The following is a 16,616-nucleotide window of genomic DNA, read 5'->3' on the forward strand; positions in this document are numbered from 1 at the left end:
TTCGCGCGAATATGGAAAAGGAAAGATGGGCGACACCGAAGACGGTTCTTCTGAGGCAGCGCAGAGCGCGCCAAGTGAAACCGAAAGTAGCAGGACCGGTTTTTTCGGTCGTATCGTTGGGGCACTCAGCCCCTCGGATACGGTGAACGAGCCACCTCAGAACGCACCCGCTGTCGCAAACGGCGTGTCCCCATTTGTCACACCTGGCATGATGAACCTGCGCCGTATGCGGGTCGAGGATGTGATGGTTCCCAAGGCAGAGATCGTCTCGGCCCCGTTGGATATTGAAAAAGACGAACTGGTTGCGCTGTTTCGCGAAAGTGGTCTGACGCGACTGCCCGTGTTTGACGGCACATTGGACACGCCAATCGGGCTGGTTCACCTGAAAGACCTTGCCCTGAATTACGGCTTCAACGGCAATGCGGGTGTCAAGATACCGGTCTTCGCGTTGCGCAAATTGTTGCGCCCGCTTCTCTATGCGCCACCCTCGATGCCGATTGGTGTTCTGTTGCAGAAGATGCAGACAGAACGGATTCACATGGCATTGGTTATCGATGAATATGGCGGCGTCGACGGGCTTGTAACCATTGAGGACTTGATCGAACAGGTGCTTGGCGAGATCGAGGATGAGCACGACCTTGAAGAAGGCGCTTTGTGGATCGAAGAGAAACCGGGCTGTTATCTGGCCGAGGCCAAGACGCCTCTGGACGAATTTGAAGCGGAAATCGGGTTTGGCCTTCATGGCGAAGACATCGATGATGAAGAGGTCGACACGCTGGGCGGTTTGGTGTTTGTGTTGTCCGGTCACGTCCCCGCGCGCGGTGAGGTGATCGCACATCCAGCCGGACCCGAGATCGAGGTTGTTGACGCAGACCCGCGCAGGATCAAACGTCTACGCGTTCGGATCCCAGCGAAACGCGATGACTAAGCCCAGCCGTCTGGCATCTGTCCGGGCGGTGATCGCCACCAGCATCATGGGTGCTGTGGCTGCGCTGGGACACGCCCCGTTTGACTGGCCCATATTCACCCTGATCGGGCTTGCCGCTGCAACTTACATCATCCTGAAAGGCGACCGTCCGAAGCAAGCCGCATTACGCGCTTGGGGTCTGGGCATCGGCTATTTCGGCGTGACGCTTTCATGGCTTGTTGAACCCTTTTTGGTTGATGCTGCCCGGTACGGCTGGATGGCACCTTTCGCACTTTTATTCATGGCGGCGGGTCTTGCGCTTCTCTGGGCTATTGCGGCGGGCCTGTCGCATCGTATCGCACCGACTTCTCTGCACTGGTTGTCGCTTGCGCTGGCCCTGACCGGGGCCGAGATGATCCGTGGATGGCTGTTTACCGGGTTTCCCTGGGGCAATCCGGGGCATGTCTGGATCGAGACGCCGTTTGCTCAATTGGCCGCGTATATCGGGGCCAGCGGATTGGGGGCGTTGACCCTATTCATGGCGGCGTTGATGGCGAAAATTGTGGAGCAGGGACAGGGTCTCCGCGCGCGCCTCATACTGTTGACGCTGGGTGCGGTCATCGCGATGGGCGCTTTGACCATCGGCGTGTCTCGGGGGCAGAAGCAGTTACCCGCGGATCGCGATGCAACATTGCGACTTGTTCAGCCGAACGCGCCGCAACACCTTAAATGGGATCCCCGCTACGCCTATGATTTCGTCACTCGTCAGATTGATTTTACCGCTGCCGACCCGGCGCCCGGGCAACCTCGCCCTGATCTGGTGATCTGGCCAGAGACAGCCGTTCCTACCTTGCTGGAATGGACTGACACTCTGCGCGTCGATATTGCCGAAGCGGCAAAGGGTGCGCTGGTCATGTTCGGTGTGCAACGCGGCGATGGGTTGCAGTATTTCAACAGTCTGGCGCTTGTTGGCCCGACCGGCGAGGTTCAGGCGACTTATGACAAACATCATCTGGTGCCGTTTGGCGAATATATCCCGCTTGGTGATTGGCTAGAGCAATTTGGCATAAGTGCTTTCGCTTCGCGCGTCGGAAATGGTTATTCTGCGGGTCCGGGCGCGCAGGTGCTGGATGTTGGGGTGGCAGGCTCAGTCCTGCCGCTCATTTGCTACGAGGCGGTGTTTCCGCGCGATATCCGGTCGGCACCCGAGCGGGCCGACTGGATCTTACATGCGACCAACGATGCGTGGTTTGGCGACTATTCGATGCCCTACCAACACCTCGCTCAGGCCCGCTATCGCGCGATCGAGTTTGGCCTTCCCGTTATCAGGGTTGCCAATACGGGTGTATCGGCGGTGATCGACCCGCGCGGTCAGTTGCGCGCAACAATACCGTTGGGGCAAGCGGGCTTTCTGGATGCGCGCCTGCCGGGTGCCGAGCCACCGACGCCGTATTCTCGCTATGGTGACATACCATTGGCGGTGCTGATCATTGTTGCATTGTGCGGCCTGTTTGCGCGGCGCGTCGTAAAAGCGCGTTGACCGCAGTCGGTTTGCCATGTAACGCCAAGGCATATCCCGCCACAACGGCTTCCTGACGTGGTGTGGGCTTAACCATCGGAGCACTTTTCATGACACGTAAGAACCACGTTTTCACTTCGGAATCCGTATCCGAAGGCCATCCCGACAAAGTCTGTGATCGCATCTCGGACGCCATCCTTGACGCTTTTCTGACTGAAGACCCGCAAGCTCGTGTGGCCTGTGAAACCTTCGCCACCACTGACCGCGTGGTCATCGGCGGCGAGGTGCGCGGCCCGGCCAGCGTGATCCAGCGAGTGGAAGATATCGCGCGCGAATGTGTCCGCGACATCGGCTATGAACAGGAAGGGTTCCATTGGGCCAACCTGAACGTCGACAGTTTCCTGCATGCGCAATCCGCAGACATCGCCCAGGGTGTGGACGCCGCCCAGAACAAGGATGAAGGCGCGGGCGATCAGGGCATCATGTTCGGCTATGCCACGATCGAGACCGACGACCTGATGCCGGCACCGCTGCAATACAGCCACGCCATCTTGCGTCGACTGGCAGAACTGCGCAAAGACGGCACCGAAGGCTGGATGGGTCCGGACGCCAAATCACAGCTTTCTGTGCGGTATGAGAACGACCTGCCGGTCGAAGTCACATCGCTTGTTTTGTCCACGCAACATCTGGATGCCTCGATGACCCCGGATGACGTGCGCGAACGTGTGGCCCCGCATATTCGCGACGTGCTGCCCGAAGGCTGGTTGACGGATAATACTGTTTGGCACGTGAACCCGACCGGCAAGTTCGTGATCGGCGGCCCGGATGGCGATGCAGGTCTGACGGGCCGCAAGATCATCGTAGACACCTATGGTGGCGCGGCGCCACATGGCGGCGGCGCGTTTTCCGGCAAGGATCCGACCAAGGTCGACCGCTCGGCCGCTTATGCCGCGCGTTATCTGGCGAAGAACATCGTGGCTGCCGGCATGGCGAAACGCTGCACGCTGCAACTGTCCTATGCCATCGGCGTGGCCCACCCCTTGTCCATTCTCGTGGACACCCACCGCACCGGCGAGGTTGACGAAGCAGAGATAGAGAGGGCGATAGATCAAGTCATGAATTTGACCCCCCGTGGCATTCGCGAACATCTTGGCCTGAACAAGCCGATCTATGAACGTACTGCCGCCTATGGCCATTTTGGTCGCGCCCCCGATGCAGATGGCGGGTTCAGTTGGGAAAAGACCGATCTCGTCGATGCCTTGCAAAAGGCCGTATGACCGGGATCGCCATTGTGAATGAACGCCAAAGGGCGGCCCGTCTCTTGACGCGGCCGCCCCTTGCACGGCATAGCCGCGGCCATGACACAAGATGACCCCACACAGAACAAGCACCGCTCGGGCGCGCCGTGGCGCAATTTCTATGGCCGCCTGAAGGGCAAAGGCCTGCGTGACAGCCAGCAGGAATACCTGGACAAGGATCTCGCCGCCCTCAGTCCCGGCGCGGTCGATTGGGACGATAATCCCGACCGGACTCCGCTTAACCTGAATGCCCTTTTCGACGCCAAACCCGTCTGGCTGGAAACGGGCTTTGGCGGCGGCGAACATATGGTGCATCAGGCCGCCACCAACCCGGAGGTGGGGATTATTGGCTGCGAGCCATACATCAACGGCGTCGCCATGCTTTTGGGCAAGATCCGCAAGGCGGGATGCGAGAACATTGCCGTGCATCCCGGCGATGTGCGTGACTTGTTTGACGTGCTGCCAGAGCACAGCATCGACAAAGCCTTCCTGCTCTACCCGGACCCATGGCCCAAGAAACGACACCACCGCCGCCGCTTCGTCACGCCCGAATACCTCAACCCCTTCCACCGCGTGTTAAAACCGGGGGCCGAGTTTCGCGTGGCCACCGACATCCCCGATTACGTGCGCCAAACACTGGAAGAGGTTCCGCGCGCAGGCTTTGAATGGCTGGACGAACGCCCCTCGGACTGGCGCGATCCCTGGGACGACTGGATTTCGACCCGCTACGAGCAAAAAGCCCTGCGCGAAGGGCGCATCCCGCACTATCTGACCTTCCGCCGGCTCTGACCACCCCGGTGTTTCTTCTGGCCCAAAATATCCTGGGGTGAGGCCACTCGAATATCGAGGGGCCGAGGGGCAAGGCCCCTTTCGCTCTGGCTTCACCCAAATGTCTACGCTATCAGAATTCGCAGATTACAGGAGAAGACACATGTCCGGACACGGCCCTGCCATCCCCATGACCTCGCGCAAATGCGGCCCGCTGAAGGGCGAGGCGCGCGTGCCAGGCGATAAGTCGATCAGCCACCGTTCGCTGATCCTTGGTGCGATGGCGGTGGGGGAAACTCATATCACCGGTCTTTTGGAAGGCGAGGATGTGCTGGGCACCGCGGATGCAATGCGCGCCTTTGGCGCTGATGTCGAACGCGTGGGCGAGGGCGAATGGCGTGTGAACGGGGTGGGCGTGGGCGGATTTGCCGAACCTGAACAAGTCATTGATTGTGGCAACGCGGGCACCGGCGTGCGCCTGATCATGGGCGCGATGGCAACACAACCGATAACGGCTACCTTCACCGGCGACGCTTCTCTACGGGCGCGTCCGATGGGGCGTGTCACCGACCCGATCGCACTTTTCGGGGCGCAAAGCTACGGGCGTGACGGGGGCCGTTTGCCCATGACCGTCGTGGGTGCACGCCAACCGGTCGCGGTGCGCTACACCACGCCCATGGCGTCTGCGCAAGTAAAATCGGCTGTGCTGCTGGCCGGTCTCAACGTGCCAGGAAAGACGGTGGTGATCGAAAAAGAAGCCACCCGTGACCACACCGAACGGATGCTGGCAGGTTTCGGGGCCGAGATCACCGTGGAAGACACCGACGAAGGTCACGTGATCACCCTGACCGGCCAGCCGGAGCTAAAGCCGCAATCCATTGTCGTGCCGCGTGACCCCAGCTCGGCTGCGTTTCCGGTCTGCGCTGCGCTGATTGTGCCGGGATCAGAGGTGCTGGTGCCCAACATCGGGCTGAACCCGACCCGCGTCGGTCTGTTTTATACACTGCAAGACATGGGCGCGGACCTGACGTTTGAGAACGAGCGCACAGAGGGTGGCGAACCCGTCGCCGATCTGCACGCGCGCTATTCGCCCCATATGAAAGGCATAGTGGTGCCCCCGGAACGGGCCGCCAGCATGATTGACGAATACCCGATTCTGTCGGTCGTCGCGGCCTTCGCCACCGGCACCACCAACATGCCCGGCGTGCATGAACTGCGTGTGAAGGAAAGTGACCGGATCGACGCCATGGCCAAGGGTTTGCGCGCCGCTGGCGTCGTGGTTGAAGAAGGCGAGGATTGGTGGGCCGTGGATGGGATGGGACCGGAGGGCGTGCGTGGTGGGGCTACCGTTGCCACGGTGCTGGACCACCGCATCGCGATGAGCTTTGCCTGCCTTGGCATGGCATCGCAGAAACCCATCCATCTGGACGATGGCAGTCCGATCGCCACCAGTTTCCCGGGGTTCGAACCTCTGATGGCGGGTCTGGGTGCCCAATTGGTCAGGACGAACACATGACCCGGTTCACGGTTGCCATAGACGGACCTGCCGCTGCGGGAAAAGGCACAATTTCCAAGGCCGTGGCCGCGCATTTCGGGTTCGCTCATCTGGACACGGGGCTTCTGTATCGGGCGGTCGGGGCGAAAGTGCTGGCGGGCGGTGATCCGGTGCAGGCAGCGAAGGCGCTGACTCCAAAGGATCTTGAGGGCGATTTGCGCACTCCCGAGGTGGCGCAGGCTGCCAGCCGGGTTGCGGTCCTGCCTGACGTGCGCGCGGCGCTTGTCACGTTCCAGCGCGACTTTGCGGTCCGCGATGGTGGGGCCGTGCTGGACGGGCGCGATATCGGCACCGTGATCTGCCCGGATGCGCAAGCGAAGCTTTTTGTCACCGCCAGCGCCGAAGTGCGTGCCGAGCGACGTTATCTTGAACTGGCCGACAAGGGTCTGGACGTCACACGCGAAGACGTGCTGGCCGATGTGATCGATCGCGACAAGCGCGACAGCGACCGCGCCGAAGCGCCGCTGAAACCTGCCGATGATGCAATTACCATCGACACATCCGAAATGTCGATCGACCAAGCTGTCGCGAAAGCTGTGGCGGTGATCGAGGCATGCCGATAGCTCATAGCAGGCATGTGGGCGCGCTGGTTGCCACCGTTAATGTGGGTTCATAGCTGTCTTGTTCATCGGAATGTATCCGACAAAAAACGGACAGGTAAGACATGCTCGACAAATTGAACTGGCGCTATGCCACCAAGAAGATGGACCCCACGAAAAAGGTTTCGGAAGACAAGTTGAACAAAATTCTGGATGCCATCCGCCTTGCGCCAACGTCGTCGGGCACGCAGCCATTTGAAGTTCTGGTCATTACCAATGACGAGGTTCGCCAGAAAATTCGTCCCGTTGCGTGGGATCAGGCACAGATCACCGAAGGCTCGCACCTGTTGGTGTTTGCGGCGTGGGACAACTACACCGAAGACCGCATCGATGCCGTAACGGCCCAGATGGCGGAAGAACGCGGTGCCGAAAACCCGATGCTGAGCCAGTATTACAAGAAACTCAAAGCCACATATTTGCCGCGCGACGCGCAGACCAATTTCGAACACGCAGCCCGTCAAGCCTATATCGCGCTGGGTTTTGCCCTTGCGGCGGCTGCGGAAGTCGAAGTTGACAGCACCCCAATGGAAGGGTTTGACCCTGCCAAAGTCGACGAAATCCTTGGTCTGCGCGAACAAGGTCTGCGGTCTGTTGTGTTGCTGCCGCTTGGCTATCGTGACGAAAGCGGCGACTGGTTGTTGCCGCTGAAGAAAGTCCGCAAGCCAGACGAGCGTTTCCTGCGCCGGATCGACTGATCGCGCATTTGGGAACGCTCTGTAAAACAAGGGGGATCTTTGCAATCCCCCTTGCTTTATTGGCAGAATCCCCGTATTTCCCGCCTCTGTCGACAAGGTGAAAACACCGCGATAGCAGGGATACGAGCAGGGTCGGAGATGCCGGCCCTCTTTGTTTTGCGGCTAACCTGTTGACCAAATTGGAAAATCCAAGACCTGCGGAGCCAACCGCACGGCCCGAATAGCACTTGTAAAGGAACAAATCGCATATGTGCGCTAAAGCAACCATGGAGGAATTCGAAGCCCTCCTGAACGAAAGCTTCGAAATGGACACCCCCGAAGAGGGTTCGGTTGTCAAAGGCAAGGTCATCGCCATCGAGGCCGGCCAAGCCATCATCGACGTCGGCTACAAAATGGAAGGCCGCGTTGATGTCAAAGAATTCGCTAACCCCGGCGAAGCCCCTGAAATCGCAGTTGGTGACGAGGTAGAAGTTTACCTGCGTTCCGCCGAGAACGCGCGTGGCGAAGCCGTCATCTCGCGCGAGATGGCCCGCCGCGAAGAAGCATGGGACCGTCTGGAAAAAGCATATGCCGACGACGCACGTGTCGAAGGTGCCATCTTCGGTCGCGTCAAAGGCGGCTTCACGGTCGATCTGGGCGGCGCTGTTGCGTTCCTGCCCGGAAGCCAGGTTGACGTGCGCCCGGTGCGCGACGCTGGCCCCCTGATGGGTCTGAAGCAGCCATTCCAGATCCTGAAAATGGACCGCCGCCGTGGCAACATCGTTGTGTCGCGTCGTGCCATTCTGGAAGAAAGCCGTGCCGAACAGCGTGCGGAAGTCATCGGTAACCTGACCGAAGGCCAGGCAGTTGACGGTGTCGTCAAGAATATCACCGAATACGGTGCATTTGTTGATCTTGGCGGTGTTGACGGTCTGCTGCACGTCACGGACATGGCGTGGCGCCGTGTGAACCATCCTTCGGAAATCCTGACGATCGGAGAGACCATCAAAGTTCAGGTCATCAAGATCAACAAGGAAACCCACCGCATCTCGCTTGGTATGAAACAGCTGCAAGACGATCCTTGGGATCTGGTTGCTGGCAAATACCCGCTGGAATCGACCCACACGGGCCGCGTGACCAACATCACCGACTACGGTGCGTTTGTCGAACTGGAGCCGGGCGTTGAAGGTCTGGTGCACGTATCGGAAATGTCGTGGACCAAGAAGAACGTTCACCCCGGCAAGATCGTTTCGACAAGCCAAGAAGTCGAAGTCATGGTGCTGGAAATCGACAGCGCCAAGCGCCGCGTGTCGCTTGGTCTCAAGCAGACCATGCGCAACCCGTGGGAAGTGTTTGCAGAAACGCACCCCGAGGGCACCGAAGTCGAAGGCGAAGTCAAGAACATCACCGAATTCGGTCTGTTCATTGGTCTCGACGGCGAAATTGATGGCATGGTTCACCTGTCCGACATCTCGTGGGACGAACGTGGCGAAGACGCGATCCAGAACTTCAAGAAGGGCGACATCGTCAAGGCTGTTGTCTCGGAAGTGGACACCGACAAAGAGCGTATCTCGCTGTCGATCAAAGCGCTGGACGGTGATCCCTTCGCCGACGCGATTGGTGGCGTGAAGCGTGGTTCGATCATTACTGTTGAAGTGACCTCGATCGAAGATGGCGGTATCGAAGTGGAATATGAAGGCATGAAATCCTTCATTCGCCGCTCGGACCTGTCGCGTGACCGTGCCGAACAGCGCCCCGAACGTTTCCAGGTCGGTGACAAACTCGACGTTCGCGTGACCAACGTGGATTCGAAATCGCGCCGTCTGGGTCTGTCGATCAAAGCGCGCGAAATCGCGGAAGAAAAAGAAGCCGTCGCACAGTACGGTTCCTCGGATTCGGGTGCATCATTGGGCGACATTCTGGGCGCCGCACTGAAACAGGACAACTAAGTCCGGCCCTGAAGATCCAGAAGCAGCCCCGTGCTATGCGCGGGGCTGTTTTGCGTCGAATCAACGGCTTATGCTGCGCTGCAACAAAACGGCGGCTGCGACCCCGAAGTGATTTGCCACTGCGGCATCGGCCCGAAAATCCCGAAAAAATCGCGCGTTTCCCGCCAAAATTGCTCGTTCAGCATGGCAATGCTTGTATCTCGCGCGGCGGTTTGCTCCTATAATCCGTGACAGAATAAGGATGCAAAATCCATTACATAGCCAATTGGGGGGACCAGAATGATCCGGTCGGAATTGATCCAGAAGATCGCGGATGAAAACCCGCACCTTTATCAGCGCGACGTTGAGCGCATCGTCAACACGATCTTTGAAGAGATTATTGAAGCGATGGCCAAGGGGGACCGGGTTGAACTGCGCGGCTTTGGCGCATTTTCCGTCAAAAAACGGGATGCTCGTATCGGGCGCAATCCCCGGACGGGTGAGTCGGTCGAGGTCGAGGAAAAGCATGTTCCCTTTTTCAAGACCGGCAAGCTGCTCAGGGACCGTTTGAACGGCAAGTAAGAGGTATCTATGCGATACATCCGTTACGCATTTCTGGCGACCCTTGCGGTCGTCCTGATCACAGTCGCGCTGGCAAATCGGGCGACTGTAACTCTGAATCTGCTGCCTCAGGAACTTTCCGGGTTCCTGGGATATAGCTGGTCAATGACCCTGCCGCTTTTCGTCGTGATCTTCGCTGGCGTCATTGCGGGCGTGCTGATCGGCTTCGTCTGGGAATGGTTCCGGGAACACAAGATCCGCGCTGAAGGTGCCCGCACCCGCAAGGAACGGGATCAGTTGGCGCGCGAGGTAAAGACCTTGCGCGACCCCAAGACGCGCACGGGTGACGATGTGTTGGCCCTGATCGACGACACCAAGTGATCTGAACCTCATGTGCGCAAGTGTAAAAATCTGCGGGCTGTCCGACCCGAGGCATGTTGATGCTGCGGTGACGGCAGGTGCGCGCTATCTGGGGTTCGTGTTCTTTCCGAAAAGCCCACGCAATGTGTCGGTTGGACACGCCGCCGCGTTGATGGCCGATGTGCCGGTTGGTGTGGCGAAGGTCGCACTGACGGTAAATGCCGATGACGTGCTGCTGGACCGGATCGTGTCGGAAACCGTGGTCGACATGTTGCAGCTTCACGGGGCGGAAAGCCCGGAGCGTGTGGTCGAAGTCAAAGCCCGTTACGGTCTGCCGGTGATGAAGGCCATTGGAATTGCCGGGCCTGACGATGTCGGGCAGATAGAACTTTTTGCCGGGGTGGCAGACCAGTTGCTGATCGACGCCAAGGCCCCGAGGGGCGCGGACCTTCCCGGAGGCAATGGCATCTCGTTTGACTGGCGGCTCGTGCAACGCAAATACTGGCCGTGCCCGTGGATGCTGGCCGGAGGGTTGACGCCGGACAACGTCGCCGAGGCCATTCGGCTGACCGGGGCCAAACAAGTTGATGTCTCGTCGGGGGTTGAATCCGCGCCGGGGATCAAGGATGACAGGCTGATCGCGGCCTTCTGTGCCGCCGCACAAGCCGCCGCTTAAGGGGAGTGAGCCCATGGCCAACGATCTATTCAACAGTTTCATGAACGGCCCCGATGAAAAGGGCCGGTTCGGCGATTTCGGCGGGCGCTTCGTGTCCGAGACGTTGATGCCCCTGATCCTTGATCTTGAGGCAGAATATGAAAACGCCAAGACGGATGACAGTTTCTGGGCCGAGATGCAGCACTTGTGGACCCATTACGTGGGCCGCCCCAGCCCGCTTTATTTTGCTGAAGGTCTGACCAAGCACCTGGGTGGCGCAAAGGTCTATCTGAAACGGGATGAGTTGAACCACACCGGCGCGCACAAGATCAACAATGTGCTGGGGCAAATCCTGTTGGCCCGCCGCATGGGCAAGACCCGTATCATTGCTGAAACCGGGGCCGGGCAACACGGCGTGGCCACGGCCACGGTCTGTGCCAAATTCGGTCTGAAATGTATCGTTTACATGGGTGCCCACGACGTGCAGCGTCAGGCCCCCAATGTGTTTCGTATGCGCCTTCTGGGGGCCGAAGTTATTCCCGTCAGTTCGGGTCGTGGCACGCTGAAGGACGCGATGAATGATGCGCTGCGTGACTGGGTGACAAACGTGGCCGACACATTTTATTGCATCGGCACGGCGGCTGGGCCACACCCCTATCCCGCTATGGTGCGCGACTTCCAGTCGATCATCGGCAAGGAAGCCAAGGAACAGATGCAGGCTGCCGAAGGTCGGCTGCCTGATACGTTGATCGCGGCCATTGGCGGTGGGTCGAATGCCATTGGTCTGTTCTATCCATTCCTGGACGATGACAGCGTGCGGATCATCGGCGTCGAGGCAGGCGGCAAGGGTGTGAATGACAAGATGGAGCATTGCGCGTCCCTGACCGGTGGACGCCCCGGCGTTCTGCACGGCAACCGCACTTTCCTGTTACAAGACGAAGACGGGCAAATCCTGGACGGCTATTCGATCTCGGCAGGGCTGGACTATCCCGGCATCGGGCCGGAACACAGCTGGTTGCACGAGATCGGACGCGCCGAATATGTGGCGATCACGGATAAAGAGGCGCTGGATGCGTTTGAACTGTGCTGTCAGACCGAAGGGATTATCCCTGCGCTGGAGCCCTGTCACGCGCTGGCACATGTGATGAAGATTGCGCCAGATCTGCCCAAGGATCACATCATCTGCATGAACATGTGCGGCCGGGGCGACAAGGATATCTATACCGTCGCCAAATATCTGGGGTTCGACATGTCCGACACGGAAGGTCGCGACGCCGACTGATCCGGGTCAATCCAACGCAGCGGCAATCGTCCGAAACATGGCGATGTTGGCGTCGTTGACGCCCTCTTCGCGAAACTTGCGGTCGGCGCTGTTCAGTGCAATCACAACATCGCGCGATGTGTCGATGAAGATATACTGGCCATATATCCCGCGCGCGAAATACTCGCCGTCAGGCGCGTTGGGGGCGATCCACCACTGAAACCCATACCGCTGTTCGTCCGTCGGCGTCGGGGCAGAGGGAACGGTCGAGGCCGCAATCCAATCTGCCGGCACGATCTGTTGCCCGTTCCAATGTCCGTCCTGCAAGAACATCTGCCCGAAGCGGGCATAGTCACGCGTGCGCAGGTTCAGACCGCCCAGCACGAAGGCCACGCCATAGCCGTCGGTAACGTAATAAGGGTCGGCTTCGAAGCCCATTTTCTGAATGACATGGCGTTCCAGCAACTCGGGGATGGACTGACCGCTGGCGCCCCGGATCACCATGCCGATTACATGCGTGTCGATCGAAACATATTGCCAGGTCTCGCCCGGTGGCGCGAAGGTTTCGGTCAGGCTTGCGACAAAGTCATCCATCGACTGCCCCAGCGCCAACACACGGCCCATTCGGTTGATGTCGGAATTGAAGTCCAGATAATCCTCGTTGAAGACGACACCCGACGACATGTTCAACACATTGCGGATCGTTGCGCCTTCATATGCGCTGCCTTTCAGTTCTGGTGCGTAAAGTTCAACCGGATCATCCAGTGAGCCAATCGCCCCTTGCTCCACCACGATCCCTGTCAGCGCGGACAGAAAACTTTTGGCAACCGACCAGCTTATGCGGCGGTCTTCCGGGCCTGTGCCAAGGTGATAGCTTTCGTGCCGCACCGCGCCGTTTTTCAACACAACCAGCGCCGTCACAGACCGTTCTGCTATCCAATCCTCGGCCCCGTCAGGCAGTGTCAACGGTGTGCCCTGGGGCAACGCGGCAGGTTCTGTGCCGCCGCGCGACATCGTTCTGGTCAGAAACGCCTGATCCATGTTTGAAAAGTTGTGAACGATTTTGTCTTCTGAAAACAAGGAATTTACAGCGATAAGCCTGTTGATCCCATCCCGTTTCCAAATCGCCGCAGCACCGATCAGCACAACGATGACCAACAAAGCCTGCAACAGACGTTTCAAGACGGTGCGCATGTGACTCCACGATTTTTTTGGTCAGGGTGCCGCCCAATCGACCCAACGTCCATGGAAATCGACACGACCAAGCGTCAACGTGTGACCCTCGGGCCAAAGCGTCAGGTGAAGAGCTGCGCCTTTGCCAAGCTGGTCGTCGGCTTCCATGGCAAGATGTGCGACCGGGCCGTGTTGAGCCGCGGTTTCAATGGCTGCTTGGCAACGCGATTGCGTCTGCGGCGGGAAATATTGCCAGGCAATGGTGTGGTAGACGAGCGTGAGGTGATCAGGGGTGACAGTTATTAACTGATCCTCAAGCCAGTCGGCAGCGTCGCCTGCGTCCACCCGAGCCTCAAGCACATCCATCACAGCGCGGGTGTGCAACAGACGTTCGGGCTGATCGGACCAAAGATACGAGATCAGGCGCAGGGCATCGTCCGGCTCGTGCGCATTCATCGGCATCAGGTCCACGCCGCGCCGGTCGATGATAGTCGGAACCTTGCCTGTCGGCAGATCGCCCCGCCAGTCGGGTGTTAGGGTGATAACGGGGTCGGGCGGGCCAATCTGTCCATCCGGCAGGACCAGTGCAAACCGATCCCACATCAGGTTCAGTCCGGCGCTCGCGCCCAGTTCATACATACGGATCGGCAGGTCATAGCGTGCGGCCAGCCAATGTCCCGCGGCGATCAGAACGGCCGCGCGGCGCACTTCGTTGGTTTGCGGAGGATTGTCGAGCCATTGGTCCAGAAGCGCGGTGTGATCGTTCAGCGCCCCCTGGATCGCGGCCCAAAGGCTGGCGTCCGCGGGCGCGGGGTTCGGCGGGTACTTAGCTTTCAACGCAGGGCAGGCTCCGGTCAGCACCAAGGCGTGCAGCCCGGCCAGCAGGCGTAAAGGCACCGAATGCCCTCGAGGACCGATTTCACCGGGCCAGTTGAACATGCGATCTGTCAGCGGCGTGCCGGGCTGAATCCTCTCGGCAAGCAGGTCCAGCACGCGCGCGGTGAAGGGTGAACCAAGATGCCTGTTGCTGCCCGCCTGATGACGCAAAGCGTCGCGTAAACTCATGAAGACTTATCCATCAACCGTTGAAGCGGGCTGCGGGTTTCCTTGGGTTCAGCATTCGCATCTGGTTTGGATGGCGATGCTGGTGCGGGGGTGGATTTGGTGTCAGGTTTCGGTTGCGAAGTGGACGAGCGCGGCGGATTGACCCGCCGCCCGACGGCGTTCATGAACTTGCCGCTGTCCCCTTCTGCAAGGTCGGGAGCCCCGTCGGCACAGCCGCGCAGCACATCATCCAGCCAACCTTCATCCGCCTTGGCGAAATCGCGCAGAACATAAGAGGAAACCGCGTTCTTGTTGCCCGGATGCCCAATGCCCATCCGCACGCGGGTATAGTCTGGCCCGATATGAGCGTGTAGTGAGCGCAGGCCGTTGTGTCCCGCATGGCCGCCACCCTGTTTGACGCGCACTTTGCCGGGGGCCAGATCAAGCTCGTCATGGAAAACGACGATGTCATTCGGTGTCAGCTTGTAAAACCGCATCGCCTCGCCCACCGATTGGCCGGACAGGTTCATGAAGGTCTCGGGCTTCAACAGCAGCACTTTCTCGTGGCCCAGTTGCCCCTCGGAAAGTGCGCCTTGAAACTTGCCGCGCCAAGGGGCAAACCCATGGTCCTGCGCAATGCTGTCCAGCGCCATGAAGCCGATATTGTGGCGGTTGCCCGCGTATTTTGGGCCCGGATTGCCAAGCCCCACAAACATTTTCATCTTCGACCTTTCCTGCTGGACTTTCTACCCGCGCACCGGACATGGTGTGGCACTGTTAAACTAAAGATCACCCACACGGGTTGCAATCACCCCTGCGTATCGCGATCGGAGACCCCTTTGCCCCGGTATTCGATAGATGGAATTGACCTTGATATTCCGCTCCATTGTCTGAACGACAATCTTAAACAGCAGTTGCAGAATGAACATTACGAATGGAAAGAGGTCAACGGGCTGAAACGACACCTGAAGAAGGGTGATCGGGTGCTCGATTTGGGAGGTGGGGCTGGCTATATCGCCATTCAGGCCGCGCGTATTGCTGGGGCAGGAAATGTCGCGACGGTAGAAGCCAGTGCCGAGATGGTGCAAGCCATCGGCCGAAACCTTGTGCTGAACCACGCTGAAGCCGTTCGTGTTTTGCATGGGGCTGTGGTGCCTGACGACTTTTCAGGAGGAAGTGTCGAATTCGACGTCAAGCCAGCCTTCTGGTCCTCGGCCATTGCAGTGGGTCCGCGAAAAGGGGCGGCGCAACGGATTCAGGTGCCCGCCCTCAGACTAAGCGATCTGCTGCACGCGTTCGAACCAAATCTGGTGATCATGGATGTGGAAGGGGCGGAGCGGGACCTGGCACGCCAGGACTGGCCGCTCATGGTGCAGTTGGTGATCATGGAAATCCATCCACAAACTTATCCACCCGCTGGCATCCAAGAGATTTTCGATGGCATGTCGAAAGCCGGCTTTGCCTATATGCCGTGGGGGTCGCGGGGCAATCTGGTCGTGTTTCAGCGCTTGCCGGGTAAGGGTATGGGATGCTGAAGCAAAAAAGCGGGCCCCGCAGGACCCGCTTAACTGTCGTCCGGCTGGACTGATTTACTCTTCCGACTTCATTTCGGTTGCTTCGACTTCGTCGGCTGCGACCTCTTCGGTCTCTTCCGCTTCGTCATCTGCCGAGCGCAGTGAACTTGGGGCCGAGATGTTGGCAATCACGAAGTCACGGTCGACGGTGACTTTCGCGCCTTTCGGCAGGTCCACGTCCGAGATGTGGATGACGTCGCCCACTTCGCGGCCGGTCAGGTCAACAACGATCTGCTCGGGGATCTCACCCGCCATGACGTTCAGTTCGACTTCTGGGCGCACAACGGTCAGAACGCCGCCTTTTTTCAGGCCGGGGGCTTCTTCTTCGTTGGTGAACTCAACGTGAATGAACAGGCTGATCCGCGTGTTGCGGTGCAGGCGCATCAGGTCAAGATGGGTCGGCAGGTCTTTCACAACGTCACGCTGAACGTTCCGGCAGATGACACGAAAGTCATCTTCGCCCTCGACCTTCAGGTTCCAAAGGGTCGAAAGGAACCGACCAGCGCGCAGCTTTTTCAGCAGCTCGTTGAAAGGGATGTTAATCGGTAGCGGGTCTTCACCACCACCATACACGATACCGGGTACGAAGCCTTCGCGGCGAGCTTGACGAGCGGCCCCCTTGCCTGTCCCCGTCCGTACCGTGGCTACTAGATCAGGAATCTGTTTTGCCATGGAAATTCTCCAGTTTGTTGATGCGGGATTCCTCCAAGGGTGTAAGTCCCGCGGTTGAAGCCGTGCCT

17 protein-coding genes and 1 riboswitch are annotated in these 16,616 nt (G+C 59.1%); of the genes, 13 read left to right on the plus strand and 4 right to left on the minus strand.

What is annotated here, in order from left to right:
• Window positions 1–25 precede the first annotated feature (25 nt).
• From AC13C8_RS08180 to trpB, 12 genes are all read left to right on the plus strand, one after another.
• Window positions 26–928 carry a hemolysin family protein gene (locus AC13C8_RS08180; RefSeq protein WP_091428462.1) on the plus strand — a complete coding sequence of 301 codons (903 nt, stop codon included), beginning with the start codon at window positions 26–28 and terminating at the stop codon, window positions 926–928.
• Window positions 921–2,447 carry an apolipoprotein N-acyltransferase gene (gene lnt, locus AC13C8_RS08185; protein ID WP_091428463.1) on the plus strand — a complete coding sequence of 509 codons (1,527 nt, stop codon included), beginning with the start codon at window positions 921–923 and terminating at the stop codon, window positions 2,445–2,447. Before AC13C8_RS08180 ends, lnt begins: the two co-directional genes overlap by 8 nt.
• A gap of 33 nt (window positions 2,448–2,480) precedes the next feature.
• A riboswitch (SAM-SAH riboswitch) is annotated at window positions 2,481–2,530 on the plus strand.
• Window positions 2,531–2,536: 6 nt separating this feature from the next.
• The gene (metK, locus tag AC13C8_RS08190) at window positions 2,537–3,703 is read left to right on the plus strand and encodes a methionine adenosyltransferase (RefSeq protein ID WP_091428465.1); all 1,167 of its coding nucleotides are present in this window, start codon (window positions 2,537–2,539) and stop codon (window positions 3,701–3,703) included.
• 81 nt (window positions 3,704–3,784) lie between these two features.
• Window positions 3,785–4,513: a tRNA (guanine(46)-N(7))-methyltransferase TrmB gene (gene trmB, locus AC13C8_RS08195; RefSeq protein ID WP_482847000.1), complete on the plus strand. Its 729-nt coding sequence runs from the start codon at window positions 3,785–3,787 to the stop codon at window positions 4,511–4,513.
• Window positions 4,514–4,655: 142 nt separating this feature from the next.
• Complete coding sequence (aroA, locus tag AC13C8_RS08200; protein WP_482847001.1) at window positions 4,656–6,008, plus strand: 3-phosphoshikimate 1-carboxyvinyltransferase; 1,353 nt, start codon at window positions 4,656–4,658, stop codon at window positions 6,006–6,008.
• The gene (cmk, locus tag AC13C8_RS08205; protein WP_482847002.1) at window positions 6,005–6,610 is read left to right on the plus strand and encodes a (d)CMP kinase; all 606 of its coding nucleotides are present in this window, start codon (window positions 6,005–6,007) and stop codon (window positions 6,608–6,610) included. Before aroA ends, cmk begins: the two co-directional genes overlap by 4 nt.
• A gap of 101 nt (window positions 6,611–6,711) precedes the next feature.
• Window positions 6,712–7,341 carry an NAD(P)H-dependent oxidoreductase gene (locus AC13C8_RS08210; protein WP_482847003.1) on the plus strand — a complete coding sequence of 210 codons (630 nt, stop codon included), beginning with the start codon at window positions 6,712–6,714 and terminating at the stop codon, window positions 7,339–7,341.
• A 248-nt stretch (window positions 7,342–7,589) separates the two neighbouring features.
• Complete coding sequence (gene rpsA / locus AC13C8_RS08215) at window positions 7,590–9,269, plus strand: 30S ribosomal protein S1 (protein ID WP_281242420.1); 1,680 nt, start codon at window positions 7,590–7,592, stop codon at window positions 9,267–9,269.
• A gap of 279 nt (window positions 9,270–9,548) precedes the next feature.
• The gene (ihfB, locus tag AC13C8_RS08220) at window positions 9,549–9,830 is read left to right on the plus strand and encodes an integration host factor subunit beta (protein ID WP_091428481.1); all 282 of its coding nucleotides are present in this window, start codon (window positions 9,549–9,551) and stop codon (window positions 9,828–9,830) included.
• Window positions 9,831–9,839: 9 nt separating this feature from the next.
• Window positions 9,840–10,190, plus strand: a complete 351-nt coding sequence (locus tag AC13C8_RS08225; RefSeq protein WP_091428483.1) for a LapA family protein — start codon at window positions 9,840–9,842, stop codon at window positions 10,188–10,190.
• Window positions 10,191–10,200: 10 nt separating this feature from the next.
• Complete coding sequence (locus AC13C8_RS08230) at window positions 10,201–10,845, plus strand: phosphoribosylanthranilate isomerase (RefSeq protein ID WP_482847004.1); 645 nt, start codon at window positions 10,201–10,203, stop codon at window positions 10,843–10,845.
• Between the two features lie 13 nt (window positions 10,846–10,858).
• Window positions 10,859–12,106: a tryptophan synthase subunit beta gene (gene trpB, locus AC13C8_RS08235; protein ID WP_482847005.1), complete on the plus strand. Its 1,248-nt coding sequence runs from the start codon at window positions 10,859–10,861 to the stop codon at window positions 12,104–12,106.
• A gap of 6 nt (window positions 12,107–12,112) precedes the next feature.
• Here trpB and AC13C8_RS08240 read toward each other — a convergent pair whose 3' ends face one another.
• Genes AC13C8_RS08240 through pth form a run of 3 tightly spaced genes read right to left on the minus strand, consistent with a single transcriptional unit; the run spans window position 12,113 to window position 15,024 of the window.
• Window positions 12,113–13,279 carry a serine hydrolase domain-containing protein gene (locus AC13C8_RS08240; protein ID WP_482847006.1) on the minus strand — a complete coding sequence of 389 codons (1,167 nt, stop codon included), beginning with the start codon at window positions 13,277–13,279 and terminating at the stop codon, window positions 12,113–12,115.
• Window positions 13,280–13,300: 21 nt separating this feature from the next.
• Window positions 13,301–14,323, minus strand: a complete 1,023-nt coding sequence (locus AC13C8_RS08245) for a DUF2332 domain-containing protein (protein WP_482847007.1) — start codon at window positions 14,321–14,323, stop codon at window positions 13,301–13,303.
• Window positions 14,320–15,024, minus strand: a complete 705-nt coding sequence (gene pth / locus AC13C8_RS08250) for an aminoacyl-tRNA hydrolase (RefSeq protein ID WP_482847008.1) — start codon at window positions 15,022–15,024, stop codon at window positions 14,320–14,322. The genes AC13C8_RS08245 and pth overlap by 4 nt, the downstream gene beginning before the upstream one ends.
• Window positions 15,025–15,141: 117 nt before the next feature.
• Between pth and AC13C8_RS08255 the strand changes: the two genes are divergently transcribed.
• On the plus strand, window positions 15,142–15,837 hold the full coding sequence (locus AC13C8_RS08255) for an FkbM family methyltransferase (protein ID WP_482847009.1): 696 nt from the start codon (window positions 15,142–15,144) through the stop codon (window positions 15,835–15,837).
• 54 nt (window positions 15,838–15,891) lie between these two features.
• Here the strand turns inward: AC13C8_RS08255 and AC13C8_RS08260 are convergent, their stop codons facing one another.
• A complete protein-coding gene (locus tag AC13C8_RS08260; protein WP_091428492.1) occupies window positions 15,892–16,548 on the minus strand; it encodes a 50S ribosomal protein L25/general stress protein Ctc in 657 nt (218 codons plus the stop codon).
• Between the last annotated feature and the right edge of the window lie 68 nt (window positions 16,549–16,616).

The sequence above is a fragment of the Aliiroseovarius sp. B-4 genome, from assembly GCF_056857795.1.

Excerpts from the sequence above, each read along its gene's own strand:
- AC13C8_RS08260 (WP_091428492.1), bottom strand. The coding sequence starts at position 16,548 with ATGGCAAAACAGATTCCTGATCTAGTAGCCACGGTACGGACGGGGACA.
- AC13C8_RS08230 (WP_482847004.1), top strand. The coding sequence starts at position 10,201 with ATGTGCGCAAGTGTAAAAATCTGCGGGCTGTCCGACCCGAGGCATGTT.
- cmk (WP_482847002.1), top strand. The coding sequence starts at position 6,005 with ATGACCCGGTTCACGGTTGCCATAGACGGACCTGCCGCTGCGGGAAAA.
- rpsA (WP_281242420.1), top strand. The coding sequence starts at position 7,590 with ATGTGCGCTAAAGCAACCATGGAGGAATTCGAAGCCCTCCTGAACGAA.
- AC13C8_RS08225 (WP_091428483.1), top strand. The coding sequence starts at position 9,840 with ATGCGATACATCCGTTACGCATTTCTGGCGACCCTTGCGGTCGTCCTG.
- metK (WP_091428465.1), top strand. The coding sequence starts at position 2,537 with ATGACACGTAAGAACCACGTTTTCACTTCGGAATCCGTATCCGAAGGC.
- AC13C8_RS08180 (WP_091428462.1), top strand. The coding sequence starts at position 26 with ATGGGCGACACCGAAGACGGTTCTTCTGAGGCAGCGCAGAGCGCGCCA.
- trpB (WP_482847005.1), top strand. The coding sequence starts at position 10,859 with ATGGCCAACGATCTATTCAACAGTTTCATGAACGGCCCCGATGAAAAG.
- AC13C8_RS08245 (WP_482847007.1), bottom strand. The coding sequence starts at position 14,323 with ATGAGTTTACGCGACGCTTTGCGTCATCAGGCGGGCAGCAACAGGCAT.
- trmB (WP_482847000.1), top strand. The coding sequence starts at position 3,785 with ATGACACAAGATGACCCCACACAGAACAAGCACCGCTCGGGCGCGCCG.
- ihfB (WP_091428481.1), top strand. The coding sequence starts at position 9,549 with ATGATCCGGTCGGAATTGATCCAGAAGATCGCGGATGAAAACCCGCAC.
- AC13C8_RS08210 (WP_482847003.1), top strand. The coding sequence starts at position 6,712 with ATGCTCGACAAATTGAACTGGCGCTATGCCACCAAGAAGATGGACCCC.
- lnt (WP_091428463.1), top strand. The coding sequence starts at position 921 with ATGACTAAGCCCAGCCGTCTGGCATCTGTCCGGGCGGTGATCGCCACC.
- AC13C8_RS08240 (WP_482847006.1), bottom strand. The coding sequence starts at position 13,279 with ATGCGCACCGTCTTGAAACGTCTGTTGCAGGCTTTGTTGGTCATCGTT.
- pth (WP_482847008.1), bottom strand. The coding sequence starts at position 15,024 with ATGAAAATGTTTGTGGGGCTTGGCAATCCGGGCCCAAAATACGCGGGC.
- aroA (WP_482847001.1), top strand. The coding sequence starts at position 4,656 with ATGTCCGGACACGGCCCTGCCATCCCCATGACCTCGCGCAAATGCGGC.